We start from the raw sequence: 14,034 nt of genomic DNA on the forward strand, positions 1-14,034 counted from the left end.
CGGAAGTTGTCCACAGGGTGGGGATGACTGTTGCGGCCGTGGCGGCGGTGCTGTGCGCGGTGGCGCTGGTGCGGGAAGCGCGTCGCGTGCGAGCCGTGCGGAGACGGGTCCCGGGGGTCTGGGGCGGCAAGGCCGAACGGTACGACGCGGGCGGGGCCCGGCCCAGGGCGTTCGTCCGGCTCCCGTGGCGCGGGCGAGCAGCGACGGCGACGGACGGTGTGCCACGGAACGGCCGGGCGATGGAGTGGGCCGGGCCCCTGGGAGCGGCCGGCTTCATGGTCATCCTCGTCGGTGGCGTGCCAGGTGTCCTGGCGGGACTCGCCGTGGGATACGGCGCGCATCGTCGGCTGGCGCACCAACGGGGCGCGGAGGCGGCGCGGTTGGCCGACGCGGAGGTACGGGCGGAACTGGCACCGGCCGGTGATCTGCTGGCGGCCTGCCTCGCGGCGGGGGCCGGGCCGAGGGAAGCGGCCGAAGCGGTGGGCCGGTCGCTCGACGGACCGGTTGCCGAGCGGCTGCGCCAGGTGGCGGCGGAACTGCGTCTGGGTGGTGAACCCGCCGTCGTATGGCCTCGGCTGGCCGCCCTCCCCGGAGCCGAAGGGCTGGCGCGCTGTATGGAGCGCGCCGGGATATCCGGGGTCCCGGCCGTCGAATCGGCCTCCCGGATCGCTGCCGAACTCCGCGCGGAGCAGGCCCGAGCGGCGACCGCGCGGGCGCGACGGGCCGGGGTGCTGGTCACCCTGCCGCTGTCGGCGTGCTTTCTGCCGGCGTTCCTGGCGCTCGGAGTGGCGCCGGTGCTGATCGGTCTGGCCGGCGGCCTGCTGGGGCGTAACTGATCGGTCGGCGAGGCGAGTCGAGGGGCCGGGGAGGAGCGGTGCGGGGCGGGTGGGCACAGGAGGCGGAGGAGTCCGGCTGACCGGCTGTGTCACTGGTGGAGGAGACCGGCTCACCGGCTGTGCCACTGGTGGACGCACCCACCCGCCGGCCGCATCACCGGTGGCCGAGCGAGACCCGCCACCGGTCATGCCAGAGGCCATTCGTCCGTGGCCATTCATTCGAGGCCATTCAACAGCCAATTCAACAGAGGTCACACACAGACGTCACACAAAGGGGGATGCAATGTTTCGGGGTGGAATGTTCCGACGGTGGTGGGCGGAGCTGCGTGCGCGCGGGGCCGACGACCGGGGGATGACCACGGCGGAGTACGCCGTGGGAACGCTCGCGGCGTGCGCTTTGGCGGCGGTGCTCTACAAGGTCGTGACGAGCGGACCGGTGCAGGCGCTGCTCCGGTCGGTGCTCGAGCGGGCGATCAATGTCCAGTTCTGACGGTGGGGCCCCGTGTCCCGGGGCCCCCGGGCCCAGGACACGGGGCGCCCCGCGGGGCGCGCGCGACGCCGGATTTGTGACGGCGGAGGCCGCCGTGGTCATGCCCGTGCTGGTGGCGGTGGTGGCGGCGCTCATCTGGGGGCTGATGGCGGTCTGCGCCCGTATCGAGTGTGTGGACGCGGCGCGGGCGGGGGCGCGTGCCGCGGCGCGGTCGGAACCGCGGGCGGCGGTGCTCTCGGCGGCTCGGGGGGCGGCTCCACGCGGCGCGCGGGTCGCGCTGGCGCGGGAGGGCGACCTGGTGCGCGTACGGGTCGACGCCGAACTGCCCGGTGTGGGGCAGCTGACGGTCCAGGTCGGAGGGGAGGCGGTGGCTCTTGCAGAGGAGACGGTGCGCCGATGAGGGCTCGGCGACGGTCTGGACGGTCTTCGCGGCGGCGGCGCTGTGCGCGGTCTTCGTGGCCCTGATCGCTGCCGGCCAGGCCGTCACGGCACGGCACCGGGCGGGTGGCGCCGCGGACCTGGCGGCGCTGGCCGCCGCGGATCACGCCCTCCAGGGCCCGGCCGGCGCCTGTGCGGCGGCCCGCAGGGTGGCGGCCGCGCAGCACACCCGCCTGGTGCGCTGTGCGCTGGACGGGCCGGTCGCCGATGTCTGGGCCGAAGCGGGCCGCAGCCCGTTCACCTCGCGGGTACGGGCCCGTGCCGGGCCGGCGGGGCGCAGCGACCCGGCGCGGGCCCGGCCCGCCACGACTGCCGAGGTCCGCGCCCCGCCCGTGGCGGCACCCCCGTCACGTGCCCTGCGGCACCCCGCGCAACAGCTCGCCCAGCAACCGGATGGCCCCCCGCTTGTGGAGCGGGTCGTTGCCGTTGCCGCACTTGGGCGACTGGATGCAGGAAGGGCAGCCGGCCTCGCATTCGCAGGAAACGATGGCATCGCGGGTGGCGGTGAGCCAGGCGGCGGCCGTGTGGAAGGCGCGCTCGGCGAATCCGGCGCCGCCCGGATGGCCGTCGTAGACGAAGACGGTCGGCAGCAGGGTGTCCGGGTGGAGGGGAATCGAGACGCCGCCGATGTCCCAGCGGTCGCAGGTGGCGAAGAGCGGCAGCATGCCGATGGAGGCGTGCTCCGCGGCGTGCAGGGCGCCGCCCAGCTGCTCGGGGTTGACGCGGGCGGCATCGAGTTGGTCCTCGGTGACCGTCCACCACACCGCGCGGGTGCGCAGCGTACGGGGCGGCAGATCGAGCTTGGTCTCGCCCAGGACCTCGCCGGTGATCAGTTTGCGGCGCAGGAAGGAGACGACCTGATTGGTGACCTCGACGGACCCGAAGCACAGCCGGCCCTCGCCCCACGGGATCTCCGTGTCGGTCTCGAGGACGGCGATCGCGGTGGTGTCGCGGGCAGTCGTGGAATAGGGCGGACTGGCCTCCTCGACGAGCGCCACATTGTCGGCCAGGTCGAGGTGTTGGACGACATGGGTACGGCCCTGGTGGAGGTGGACCGCGCCGTCGTGGACGGTGGTGTGCGCGGCGGCGGCGTCCACGGTGCCCAGCAGCCGCCCGGTACCGGCCTCCACGATCTGCACCGGCGGGCCGCCCTGGCCGCGGATGTCGGTGAGGTCGGCGGCCCGCTCACGACGCGTCCAGTGCCATGCCTTGGCGCGCCGCCGCAGCAGGTTCGCGGCCTCCAGCTGCGGCATCAGCCCGCCGGCCGCGGGTCCGAAGAGCACGAAGTCGGATTCCGTGAGCGGGAGTTCGGCGGCGGCCGCGCACAGGTGCGGGGCGAGCACGTAGGGGTTGTCGGGGTCGAGGACGGTGGACTCGACGGGCTGGTCGAAGAGCGCCTCGGGGTGGTGCACGAGATAGGTGTCGAGCGGGTCGTCGCGGGCCACGAGCACGGCGAGCGCGCCCTGCCCCGAGCGGCCCGCCCGGCCGGCCTGCTGCCACAGGGACGCCCGGGTCCCCGGATAGCCGGCGATGACCACGGCATCCAGACCGGAGACGTCCACGCCCAGTTCGAGCGCGGTGGTGGCGGCCAGGCCGAGCAGATCGCCGTTGTGCAGAGCGCGTTCCAGGGCGCGGCGTTCCTCGGGCAGATATCCGCCCCGGTACGCGGCGACCCGACCGGGCAGCGAGCGGTCCACCTCCGCGAGCCGCTCCTGCGTGATCAGGGCGATCAGCTCGGCACCGCGCCGGGAGCGGACGAAGGCGACGGTGCGTACGCCCTGGACGGCCAGGTCGGTGAGCAGATCCGCGGTCTCGGCGGTGGCCGTCCGGCGTACCGGGGCGCCCTGCTCGCCGTGGAGTTCGGTCAGCGGGGGCTCCCAGAGCGCGAAGACCAACTCGCCGCGCGGCGAGGTGTCCTCCGTGATCTCCACCACGGGCAGACCGGTGAGCCGGGTCGCGGCCTGCGCCGGCTTCGCGGCCGTGGCGGAGGCGAGCAGGAACACCGGCTCGGAGCCGTACCGGGCGCAGATGCGGCGCAGCCGGCGGATGACCTGCGCGACATGGGAGCCGAAGACGCCGCGGTAGCTGTGGCATTCATCGATGACGACATAGCGCAGCGCGCGCAGGAAGGAGGACCAGCGGGCGTGTGCCGGCAGGATGCCGCGATGCAGCATGTCGGGGTTGGTCAGGACGTAGTTGCCGTACTGGCGGACCCACTCGCGCTCCTCGACGGGGGTGTCGCCGTCGTAGACCGCGGGCCGCACCGCGGTGCCCAGCGGGGCGGCCAGCTCGCGTACGGCCCGCCGCTGATCGGCTGCCAGCGCCTTCGTGGGGGCCAGATACAGGGCCGTGGCGCCCCGCCCGTTCGGGGCCTCGGAGCCGTCCAGGAGCGTGGAGAGGACCGGCGCGAGATACGCCAGGGACTTACCCGAGGCGGTGCCGGTGGCGACGACGACCGACTCGCCGCGCAGCGCGTGTTCGGATGTCCGTGCCTGGTGGGCCCAGGGACGCTCGATTCCGGCCGAACGGATGGCATCGATCACTTCCGGCCGGATCTGTTCCGGCCAGTCGGCATGGCGGCCGATGCGCGGGGGCAAGTGCTCCGTATGAGTGATGCGCGCAGCGCGGGTCGCGCCCCGGGCGAGACGTTCGAGAATCATGCCTGGGGAAGGGCGCGCGCCCGCATCCGGCGGGACTGGATTGGAGGCCATCGGCACCGAGTGTGTCACCGGAGTGACGGACAATGCTCAAAGGGCGTCGTGCACGCCTGCCGGTAAGTGATTGAATGCCATCGCGGCTGCCAGATCCGCCCCTACCTTCGGTGGGGAGGCCCCAGGGGGGCGACCGCTCGATAGCAAGGTGCTGGAGGATCCGTGGACCTGTCCCTGTCGACCCGGACCGTTGGCGACCGTACGGTCGTCGAGGTCGGTGGCGAGATTGATGTATACACCGCGCCCAAGCTGCGGGAGCAGCTGGTCGAGCTTGTGAACGACGGAAGCTACCACCTCGTGGTGGACATGGAACGTGTCGACTTCCTCGACTCCACTGGGCTCGGCGTGCTGGTCGGCGGACTCAAGCGGGTGCGTGCCCATGAGGGCTCGCTGCGCCTGGTCTGCAACCAGGAGCGCATTCTCAAGATCTTCCGTATCACCGGACTGACCAAGGTGTTCCCGATTCACACCTCGGTCGACGAAGCCGTCGCAGCTACTGACTGACGACTTTGCCGGTCCCCCGCGCCATCAGGTGCGGGGGGAGGAAGCAGTGGGGGGTCCCGGACACGGTGTCCGGCCCCCTGCGTCGCACGCCCGCAAAACGAGGGGGATGGCATGGCCACCGTCGAACTTCGATTCAGCGCCCTTCCCGAGCACGTTCGCACCGCACGTCTGGTCGCGGCTGCCGTGGCACGGCGCGCCGGGGTGGACGAGGCCGTGCTGGACGAGGTGCGGCTCGCCGTCGGTGAGGCGTGCAGCCGGGCCGTGGGGCTGCACGAGAGCCATGACATCGAGGAGCCCGTCCGCGTCCTGCTGATCGAGGACGACAAGAAGTTCTCGATCGAGGTGGGTGATGGCGTTTCCGGCGACTCCGGTACGGCCGGGGCGCGGGGCGCCGACGAGACCGAGGGCGCCGCGGAGAGCGACGCCGAGGGCGAGGACGAAATGGGCCTCGCCGTGATCAGTGGTCTGGTCGACGATGTCGAGGTGACCGCAGGCAAGGACGGCGGACTGATCCGCATGACCTGGCCCACCGCGACGGCTGCTGTCCTGCCGTAGCGCTCCGGCGGAGCGCCCTGTGGGATGCCCGATGCCCTGGAAGCCGCGGTCTACGTCCGTAGCCGGAAGCCGCGGCGCACGCCCGTAGCCGGCGGCGCTCGCGTCGTTGTGCCTGCCGCCCCGCTGACCGGTCGGTGGCGCCGCCCGTTTGATCGCATCCCGGCCGCTCTCGTGAGCAGCTGATCGGGCTCGCGCTTCCATTCGGCATCCGGCACACCCGGATCGCCGGATCGCCGGCATTTTCTCGAGCTTGCCCGTCGGCTGTCTCGTGCTGCGCGACGGGGCCGGACGACGCGATGGTGAGCTGAGCGAGCGACGCCGCACCTGGGCGGCTCGCGGTAGGGCTCGTCCCCCTCCCCACTGTCCCCACCGTGCCATGAGCAGGCCGCCGCTGCCCGACGTGGCCTCAGCCGTCCGACGGCCGCTGCTGACCGCGGCACACGCGGCCCCGTAAGCCGACCCCGGAGACCCGCAGCGGCCGACCGTCGGCCCCGGCCCCGGTCCCGGCCCCTGCCTCGCCCCGGCACCTGCCCCCGCCTCGGTCCCCGCCCATCGCCCCTGTCCCGGTCCCCGGTCCCTGCCGCCCCGGCCCCTGCCTCGGCCCCCGCCCAGCGCCCCTGTCCCCGGCCCCTGCCTCGGCCCCCACCCCGGGCCCCCATCAAGCCTCATGGGTTGCGATCCGGACTCGATCTGACGGGCTCTCACCGGGTGCGGGGGAGCGGCCCGCGGGCTGCGGGGCACCCGTTCGGTCGTATACGGGCGGATCAATTCTCTCCGGGGTCACGCAAGCCTCCATCGCCTCAGGCTCCGAGGTGATGTCCTTGAGCAGCGACGATCAGTTTGCGATCAATGGGCGATCAGTACGACAGAGAGATCATCGGTCGGCGGTCAGCGAATTCGTCGCATTCCTTCGTCCGGGCGAATTCCGTGTGGCGTCGACCTTTTGATCTTCGCTGCTACCGGCGAATTCCCTTTGACGCGTACTGTTTTGATCAACCGCGGCTCCCTACAATCCGTCCACATCTTGCTCAGGACGCCTGAGCGTGCTTCCGCGCGCCCATGTGCCAAACGTCAAGGAGGACGAATGGCGGGGCCTTACACCCCTCAGTTGCTTGACACCCCCACTTTTCTGGCGGGGCCCTCACTTACGGCGGGCAACCGCGGCATCGTGCTGGTGATCGCCGTGGTCGCCCTGGCGGCGCTGGCTGTCGCGGCGGTGCTGGTCCGCCAAGTGCTCGCGGCCGGTGAGGGAACCGACAGTATGAAGAAGATCGCGGCGGCCGTGCAGGAGGGCGCAAATGCCTACCTGGCACGGCAGATGCGGACCCTCGGCGTATTCGCCGTCGTGGTGTTCTTCCTGCTCATGCTGCTGCCCGCGGACAATTGGACGCAGCGCGCCGGACGCAGCGCCTTCTTCTTGATCGGCGCCGGATTCTCCGCGGCCACCGGCTATATCGGCATGTGGCTCGCCGTGCGCAGCAATGTGCGTGTGGCGGCGGCCGCCCGGGAAGCCACTCCGGCCGCGGGGGACACCGGGAAAAAGGATCTTACGGCCGTCTCGCACAAGGCAATGAAGATCGCATTCCGTACCGGTGGCGTCGTCGGCATGTTCACCGTGGGGCTGGGCCTGCTCGGCGCGTCCTGCGTGGTGCTCGTGTACGCGGTCGACGCGCCCAAGGTGCTGGAGGGATTCGGTCTCGGCGCCGCGCTGATCGCGATGTTCATGAGGGTCGGCGGCGGCATCTTCACCAAGGCCGCGGACGTCGGCGCCGACCTCGTCGGCAAGGTCGAGCAGGGCATCCCCGAGGACGACCCGCGCAACGCCGCGACCATCGCGGACAACGTGGGCGACAACGTCGGTGACTGCGCCGGTATGGCGGCCGACCTCTTCGAGTCGTACGCGGTGACCCTGGTCGCCGCCCTCATCCTGGGCATGGCGGCCTTCGGTGACGCCGGGCTCACCTTCCCGCTGCTGGTCCCGGCCATCGGGGTGCTCACCGCGATGGTCGGCATCTTCGTCGTCGCGCCCCGGCGCAGCGACCGCAGCGGCATGACGGCGATCAACCGCGGTTTCTTCATCTCCGCGGGCATCTCGCTGGTGTTGGTGGCCATCGCGGTGTTCACCTACCTGCCGTCCAGCTACGCCGACCTGACCGGTGTCACCGACACCGAGGTGCTGGGCCGCAGCGGCGACCCGCGGATTCTGGCGCTGGTGGCGGTTGCCATCGGCATCGTGCTGGCCGCACTGATCCAGCAGCTGACCGGCTACTTCACCGAGACCAACCGGCGGCCCGTCAGGGACATCGGGAAGACCTCGCTGACCGGCCCGGCCACGGTCGTGCTCGCCGGCATCTCGATCGGCCTGGAGTCGGCCGTCTACTCGGCGGTGCTGATCGGCCTGGCCGTGTACGGGGCGTATCTGCTGGGCGGCGCCTCCATCATCCTGGCGCTGTTCGCGGTGGCCCTGGCCGGCACCGGCCTGCTGACCACCGTCGGCGTGATCGTGGCCATGGACACCTTCGGTCCGGTCTCCGACAACGCGCAGGGCATCGCGGAGATGTCCGGCGACGTCACCGGTGACGGCGCGCAGGTGCTGACCGACCTGGACGCGGTCGGCAACACCACCAAGGCCATCACCAAGGGCATCGCCATCGCGACCGCCGTACTGGCCGCGGCCGCGCTCTTCGGCTCGTACCGGGACGCGATCGCCACCGCCGTACGGGAGATCGGCAACGCCGCCAGCGGGATGGGGCTGAGCCTGGACATCTCGCAGCCCAACAACCTGGTCGGGCTGATCCTCGGCGCTTCGGTCGTCTTCCTGTTCTCCGGGCTGGCGATCAACGCGGTGTCGCGGTCGGCGGGAGCGGTGGTCTTCGAGGTGCGCCGGCAGTTCCGCGAGCACCCCGGGATCATGGACTACACCGAACAGCCCGAGTACGGGCGGGTCGTCGACATCTGCACCAAGGACGCGTTGCGTGAGCTGGCCACCCCCGGGCTGCTGGCGGTGCTCACCCCGATCGCGGTCGGTTTCTCGCTCGGCGTCGGCGCGCTCGGTTCGTTCCTGGCGGGCGCGATCGGCACCGGCACGCTGATGGCGGTCTTCCTCGCCAACTCCGGTGGCGCGTGGGACAACGCCAAGAAGCTCGTCGAGGACGGCCATCACGGCGGCAAGGGCAGCGAGGCGCATGCCGCGACGATCATCGGTGACACCGTGGGCGACCCGTTCAAGGACACCGCGGGACCGGCGATCAACCCGCTGCTGAAGGTCATGAACCTGGTGGCGCTGCTCATCGCGCCCGCTGTGGTGAAGTTCTCGTACGGGCAGGACAAGAGCGTCGGCGTACGGATCGTGGTCTCGGCGCTGGCGATCGCCGTCATCGTCGGTTCGGTCTACGTCTCCAAGCGGCGGGGAATCGCCGTAGGTGACGAAGACAACTCCGAAGATCCGGAAAGCATCGCCAAGTCAGCCAAGACGGCGGTGGCGTCCTAGCCGGAAAGGACCTCCCGAAGGCCTCGCGGACCGCACAACTGGGCGGGTGGACGGCGTATTTTGCAGCTGCCGGCCACCCGCCTTCCGCATGCTCGGGTGGCCCTGCGGACCTTGGTGCAAATGGCTGCAATGAGGGCCGGAGGGGATCCCCGACCGGTGGCCCAGGCCCTTTGGACGTGTATGTTCCGGGGCCGAGAGCCATGGAAGGGACCAATCCGGTGAACAAGAAGCTTGTGGCTGCACTGTCCGGCGGTGCGGCACTGGTGCTCGCGCTGACCGGCTGCAGCGACGACAGCAACAAGAAGCTCAATGACTGGGCGAAGACTTTCTGCGATCCTGCGCAGTCTCAGTTCAAGCAGATCCAGGACGCCAACGGCGCCATGCAGACGGCCGATGACGGCAGCACGGACTCCAAGAAGGTCCAGCAGACGGACTCGGCGGCCTTCCAGAAGATTTCCAGCGCCTACGCCTCGCTGGCCAAGTCCCTGGAGAAGGCCGGGCCGCCGCCCACCGAACAGGGCAAGCAGGCCCAGCAGAACGCCGTCAAGGAGCTCAACTCACTGTCCAAGGGCTACGCGGACCTCCAGAAGCAGGTCAACAAACTCGACACCTCGGACAAGCTCAAGTTCGCGGACGGTCTGCGCGATCTCTCCAGCGGCATCAACAAACTCAACAAGCAGAGCGAGGCGGCCTTCAAGAACCTGGAGGCCGGCGACGTCGGCAAGGCGATGGCCGCCCAGAAGGGCTGCCAGAACCCGGCCGCGTCCGGCTCCCCGGCCCCCACGCAGTCCAAGAAGTCGTAGCGGCAAGAGCGTCCGCACACGTGGGGAGGGCCCACGGCGCACGCGAACAGCAACGGCTCCGTACGGCCCGGCGACGCGCCCGAGAAGGGTGTGGCGCCGGGCCGTCGCCGATTGTCGGTGGCAGGGCCGACAATGGGGGCGTGAGTACGCACCTCCCCACCGCTGATGTCCAGGACCCCGAGAGCAACGCCCGCACCGCCCGGCTGCGCGAGGCGTTGCTGGCCGCCGCCTTCACCGCCGACGGGCTGCTGGATCTGCTCGGCGCGCCGGCCTATGCCGCGCTGGCGCGCAGCGAGACCGTCCCCGCCCTGCGGGCCACGCGCGGCGACAGCCCGTTGGAGACGCTGGTGCGGCTGTTCCTGCTGCAGCGCCCGGTGGAGCTGCGGCGGGCGCAGGCCGCGCTGCCCGTCGAGGACTGTCTCGCCGACGGCTGGCTGGTGCAGGACGGCGAGGAACTGCGCGCGAGCGTGGACGTGCGGCCATACAGCGGCCCCGAGGAACAGGACTGGTGGATCGTCTCCGACCTGGGCTGTGCGGTCGGCGGCGCCGGCGGTATCCGGGGCGTCGGGGAACAGGACCGCGCGGAGCTGGTGCTCGGCGTCGGCGGTGCGTCCACGACCCTCGCCGGGCTCACGGTCCGCAGGCCGGTCACCAAAGCGCTCGATCTCGGCACGGGCTCCGGCATCCAGGCGCTGCATGCCGCGCAGCACGCCACCCGCGTCACGGGCACGGACCTCAACCCCCGGGCGCTGCGGATCGCCGCGCTGACCCTGGCGCTCTCCGGGGCGGGGCCGGCCGACCTGCGGGAGGGCTCGCTGTTCGAGCCCGTCGGTGACGAGACGTACGACCTGATCGTGTCCAACCCGCCGTTCGTGATCTCGCCCGGCGCCCGGCTCACCTACCGCGACGGCGGCATGGGCGGCGACGACCTGTGCCGGACGCTCGTCCAGCAGTCCGGCGCGCATCTCAACGACGGCGGATACTGCCAGCTGCTGGCCAATTGGCAGCATGTGGCGGGCGAGGAGTGGCACGACCGGCTGCGCTCCTGGGTGCCGCGCGGCTGCGACGCCTGGATCGTGCAGCGCGAGGTGCAGGACATCACCCAGTACGCCGAGCTGTGGCTGCGTGACGCCGGCGACCACCGCACCGGCGACGAGGAGTACGCCGCGCGGTACGACGCCTGGCTCGACGAATTCGAGGCACACAAGACCAAGGCCATCGGCTTCGGCTGGATCACCCTGCGCAAGTCCGGATCGGACTCCCCGTCCATCACGGTCGAGGAATGGCCGCATCCGGTGGAACAGCCGCTGGGGGAGTCGGTCGTACGGCACTTCGCCCGCCAGGACTACCTGCGGGCCACGGACGACGCGGCGCTGCTGGCCGGCCACTTCCGGCTCGCCGACGAAGTGGTGCAGGAGCAGGTCGGGCTGCCCGGGGCGGAGGACCCCGAGCATGTGGTGCTGCGCCAGAACCGCGGTATGCGGCGGGCGACGAAGGTGGACACGGTCGCCGCGGGCTTCGCCGGGGTGTCTGACGGCTCGCTCCCGGCCGGGCGGATTCTGGACGCCATCGCCCAACTCGTCGGCGAGGATCCGGTGCTGCTGCGGGACCGTACGCCGGCCTCGATCCGGATGCTGGTCGAGCAGGGGTTCCTGGAGCCGGTGGCCGCGGGCGGCTGACGGAGGCCGGGGGAGCGGTACGGAGCGAGCGGACGTCGTTCATCCGGCGTTCGCCGGGAGGCCGTCCCGGGGTGCCACGCTGCCCGCATGGAGAGTGGACCCGAGGCATTTGCCGGTGCGGCGTTCGCGCTGTTTGGCGCCGGACTGCTGGTGTGGACGGGCGTCTGCGTACGGACCGGTGCGCCGGTCGCCGAGGGCGTCAGCCGCCCGGTGGCCACCGTGACGGCGCTGCTGTCCGGGGTGGTGTTCCTGGCCACGGGCGGCTGGTTGCTGGCAGCGTTGTAGCCGGGAGCCGGGAGCCGGGAGCCGGGAGCCGGGAGCCGGGAGCCGGCAGCCCTGGCTGCTGAGCCGGGGCCGGGGAGCTGTGGTGCCCGAGCCGCTGGGTCGTCGGGCCCGTACCGCCGGTGCGGGCGCCGCCCACAACTCCCGTTGCGCGCCGCTACGTTCACTTCCGGCCAGTTCTGTGACAGATGGCCGATGTGTGGCGGTACGCGGGAACTTTTCCGGGCCGACGGCCATGTTCCTCAGTGAAGGTCGGCAACGACCGGCAGGCTCACGACCCTTCAGTGAGGAACCCACATGAACCGCGCATTCCGCTACGTCGCCGTCGGCACCATCGCCGTCTCCCTCCTCGCCGGCGGCTCGGCCGCCGCCTTCGCCGCGCCGCAGCACCTCCACTCGCCCACGCCCGTCGTGGCCAGCGCCCCGGCACTGACCGCCAAGGCCAGCGCGACCACCGTCAACGCCTGGCAGGAGTTCCGGATCTCCGGCACCGCCAAGGGCATCAAGCCCGGTACCAACGTCACCGTCCAGCAGAAGCAGGGCACGAAGTGGGTCTCGCTGCCCGCCCGGACGCCGGTCAACGCCAGCGGCACGTACTCGGTACGGGTCAAGCTCGGCATCAAGGGCGTCAACCAGCTCCGTATGGGCGCCGGCAGCATCGTCTCGCCGGTGGTCAAGGTCACCGTCCGCTGACGCGCGAGGGTCCGGGAACCGCGGCCGGACCCTCCGGGACGTCTCCTGGGGGGTGTCCCCCTAGGAGACCAGGTTGCGGGCGACCATCCACACCGCGGCGATGCCGAGCACCACGGCATTGCCGCGGGCCGAGAGCCGTGGCCGGTAGACGCGTCCGCCGAGCCCCGCGACCAGCCAGCGCCCGAGGGCGTACGCGACGGCCGGCCCGGCCAGCACGAGCAGCACGGCGTTGTCATGGAACGCCGTCACGACCTCGCCGTGCATCAGGTCGTACGCCATCCGCGTCCCGCCGCACAGCGGGCACAGCAGCCCGGTGGTCCATTTGAACGGGCACGGGATCAGCAGCTGCCCCGGTTGGTGCGGATCGGTGTGCCAGAGATAGACGGCGGCCGACGCCCCGACGCCGAGAGCGATCGACGCCCGGCGGACGGTGCGCGCCCGGATCGACGCCCCCGTGGGCTCCACGGGCGCGTCGGGGCCCCAGGACTCCCCGGGCCCCCGAGACTCCGCGGGGCTCACGCGCTCAGCGACCTGGCGTAGTTGACCTGGTTGAGCACGAACATCACCTGCTCGCGTGACTGCACCGGGATCATCGTGGAGTGGTGCCGGCCACCGCTGTTCACCGTGACCTGCACGAAGCCGAGGGTCACCCGCTCTTTCATCAGCAGGAAGAGCAGACCGAGCAGACAGAAGAAAAAGAAGACGATGGCGAGCACGACCGCGTGCGCCGGCGTCTTCTCCTCCGTCCGCGACATGTCGGTCGCCGTCCACATCGCGCCCTTGAGCGGCATCGGCCCGGCGGGCGTGACGACCGTGTCCCCGGCCACCGCTATATCGCCCAGCGACAGCGCCATCCCCCCGGGCTGGGCCCCGCCCTGGAATCCCCCGGGGCCGTTCTGGAACCCGCCGGGGCCGCCCTGGAATCCTCCGGGGCCGCTCTGGAACCCCCCGGGCGCCGGCTGCGGCACAGTGCTCGGCGGGAAACCGGGCGCGGGCGGCGGCTGCGGGACATCGTTCGGGTAGCCGTATCCCGGCTGGGGCTGCGAGCCGGCCTGCGGGTAGCCGTACCCGGGGTCCCCGGGGCGGCCGCCCTGCGGGTACCCGTATCCGGCATCGGCAGGCCCGCCGCCGTCCGGCGTGGCGTAGGGGTTCTGGCCGGGCTGACCAGGCGGCTGATCCGGCGGCGGTCCGGGGTACTGGTTCGCCATGGCTGAGGTCCCCCCGAGGGTGCGTGATGACGGCAGTACTCGACTCGAACGGCGAGCCGTGCCGTATCCATCCTGCCAGCCCGCTTACGTGCTGTATCAAGGCAATGACGGCATCCGGCACCGCCTTGTGACGGTCGTCGGCCCGCGGGCGGTGCGGTGCGCGGCCCCGGGGCTGAGCGGCGATGCGCCGGGGATCCGTCACTGTGTGACATCACCGACGGCGCCGGAGCCGCGGTGCGCGGGGAACGGCCGAGGTGGGCGCCGGGGAGCAGCGCGGCCCCGCCATGATCCACAAGGCGCGTCCCGGGCCCGTGGCGAGCGCCTGATGCGGTCCGGGCGGCATGA

Annotated in this window: 13 protein-coding genes and 1 pseudogene; 11 read left to right on the forward strand and 3 right to left on the reverse strand. The window is 71.6% G+C overall.

Annotation, left to right across the window (positions count from 1 at the left end; genetic code table 11):
- The first annotated feature begins 23 nt into the window (after positions 1–23).
- The 4 genes and pseudogenes from K7C20_RS20555 to K7C20_RS20570 all read left to right on the forward strand — a co-directional run.
- On the forward strand, positions 24–836 hold the full coding sequence (locus K7C20_RS20555) for a type II secretion system F family protein (RefSeq protein WP_167352502.1): 813 nt from the start codon (positions 24–26) through the stop codon (positions 834–836).
- 283 nt (positions 837–1,119) lie between these two features.
- The gene (locus tag K7C20_RS20560) at positions 1,120–1,326 is read left to right on the forward strand and encodes a DUF4244 domain-containing protein (protein WP_048828486.1); all 207 of its coding nucleotides are present in this window, start codon (positions 1,120–1,122) and stop codon (positions 1,324–1,326) included.
- The gene (locus K7C20_RS20565; protein WP_078953033.1) at positions 1,313–1,726 is read left to right on the forward strand and encodes a TadE family type IV pilus minor pilin; all 414 of its coding nucleotides are present in this window, start codon (positions 1,313–1,315) and stop codon (positions 1,724–1,726) included. The genes K7C20_RS20560 and K7C20_RS20565 overlap by 14 nt, the downstream gene beginning before the upstream one ends.
- A 55-nt stretch (positions 1,727–1,781) precedes the next feature.
- A pseudogene (locus tag K7C20_RS20570) lies at positions 1,782–1,973 on the forward strand (Rv3654c family TadE-like protein); the annotation flags it as partial.
- A 138-nt stretch (positions 1,974–2,111) separates the two neighbouring features.
- Here the strand turns inward: K7C20_RS20570 and K7C20_RS20575 are convergent.
- On the reverse strand, positions 2,112–4,475 hold the full coding sequence (locus K7C20_RS20575; RefSeq protein WP_245171024.1) for a DEAD/DEAH box helicase: 2,364 nt from the start codon (positions 4,473–4,475) through the stop codon (positions 2,112–2,114).
- Between the two features lie 162 nt (positions 4,476–4,637).
- Here K7C20_RS20575 and bldG point away from each other — a divergent pair, with 162 nt between their 5' ends.
- The 7 genes from bldG (at position 4,638) to K7C20_RS20610 (ending at position 12,481) form a co-directional block, all read left to right on the forward strand.
- Positions 4,638–4,979 (forward strand): anti-sigma factor antagonist BldG, encoded by a 342-nt coding sequence (bldG, locus tag K7C20_RS20580; protein WP_004571875.1) that lies wholly within the window; start codon positions 4,638–4,640, stop codon positions 4,977–4,979.
- Positions 4,980–5,090: 111 nt separating this feature from the next.
- Positions 5,091–5,534: an ATP-binding protein gene (locus K7C20_RS20585; protein ID WP_030074865.1), complete on the forward strand. Its 444-nt coding sequence runs from the start codon at positions 5,091–5,093 to the stop codon at positions 5,532–5,534.
- Between the two features lie 1,084 nt (positions 5,535–6,618).
- On the forward strand, positions 6,619–9,024 hold the full coding sequence (locus K7C20_RS20590; protein WP_053208606.1) for a sodium-translocating pyrophosphatase: 2,406 nt from the start codon (positions 6,619–6,621) through the stop codon (positions 9,022–9,024).
- Between the two features lie 218 nt (positions 9,025–9,242).
- Complete coding sequence (locus tag K7C20_RS20595; protein WP_030088849.1) at positions 9,243–9,827, forward strand: hypothetical protein; 585 nt, start codon at positions 9,243–9,245, stop codon at positions 9,825–9,827.
- A 140-nt stretch (positions 9,828–9,967) separates the two neighbouring features.
- Positions 9,968–11,506 carry a DUF7059 domain-containing protein gene (locus K7C20_RS20600; protein WP_030088847.1) on the forward strand — a complete coding sequence of 513 codons (1,539 nt, stop codon included), beginning with the start codon at positions 9,968–9,970 and terminating at the stop codon, positions 11,504–11,506.
- An 87-nt stretch (positions 11,507–11,593) separates the two neighbouring features.
- A complete protein-coding gene (locus K7C20_RS20605; RefSeq protein WP_030088845.1) occupies positions 11,594–11,791 on the forward strand; it encodes a hypothetical protein in 198 nt (65 codons plus the stop codon).
- 294 nt (positions 11,792–12,085) lie between these two features.
- Positions 12,086–12,481, forward strand: coding sequence for a hypothetical protein (locus tag K7C20_RS20610; protein ID WP_053208607.1), 396 nt, complete (start codon positions 12,086–12,088; stop codon positions 12,479–12,481).
- A gap of 60 nt (positions 12,482–12,541) precedes the next feature.
- Here K7C20_RS20610 and K7C20_RS20615 read toward each other — a convergent pair whose 3' ends face one another.
- Entirely contained in the window at positions 12,542–13,000 is a 459-nt protein-coding gene (locus K7C20_RS20615; RefSeq protein ID WP_030088841.1) for a DUF2752 domain-containing protein, read from the reverse strand.
- The gene (locus K7C20_RS20620) at positions 12,997–13,689 is read right to left on the reverse strand and encodes a hypothetical protein (RefSeq protein ID WP_053208608.1); all 693 of its coding nucleotides are present in this window, start codon (positions 13,687–13,689) and stop codon (positions 12,997–12,999) included. The genes K7C20_RS20615 and K7C20_RS20620 overlap by 4 nt, the downstream gene beginning before the upstream one ends.
- Positions 13,690–14,034 lie beyond the last annotated feature (345 nt).

Source organism: Streptomyces decoyicus, assembly GCF_019880305.1.
Lineage (GTDB): Bacteria > Actinomycetota > Actinomycetes > Streptomycetales > Streptomycetaceae > Streptomyces > Streptomyces decoyicus.

Excerpts from the sequence above, each read along its gene's own strand:
- K7C20_RS20560 (WP_048828486.1), top strand. The coding sequence starts at position 1,120 with ATGTTTCGGGGTGGAATGTTCCGACGGTGGTGGGCGGAGCTGCGTGCG.
- K7C20_RS20620 (WP_053208608.1), bottom strand. The coding sequence starts at position 13,689 with ATGGCGAACCAGTACCCCGGACCGCCGCCGGATCAGCCGCCTGGTCAG.
- K7C20_RS20605 (WP_030088845.1), top strand. The coding sequence starts at position 11,594 with ATGGAGAGTGGACCCGAGGCATTTGCCGGTGCGGCGTTCGCGCTGTTT.
- K7C20_RS20610 (WP_053208607.1), top strand. The coding sequence starts at position 12,086 with ATGAACCGCGCATTCCGCTACGTCGCCGTCGGCACCATCGCCGTCTCC.
- K7C20_RS20565 (WP_078953033.1), top strand. The coding sequence starts at position 1,313 with ATGTCCAGTTCTGACGGTGGGGCCCCGTGTCCCGGGGCCCCCGGGCCC.
- K7C20_RS20585 (WP_030074865.1), top strand. The coding sequence starts at position 5,091 with ATGGCCACCGTCGAACTTCGATTCAGCGCCCTTCCCGAGCACGTTCGC.
- K7C20_RS20590 (WP_053208606.1), top strand. The coding sequence starts at position 6,619 with ATGGCGGGGCCTTACACCCCTCAGTTGCTTGACACCCCCACTTTTCTG.
- K7C20_RS20555 (WP_167352502.1), top strand. The coding sequence starts at position 24 with ATGACTGTTGCGGCCGTGGCGGCGGTGCTGTGCGCGGTGGCGCTGGTG.
- K7C20_RS20575 (WP_245171024.1), bottom strand. The coding sequence starts at position 4,475 with ATGGCCTCCAATCCAGTCCCGCCGGATGCGGGCGCGCGCCCTTCCCCA.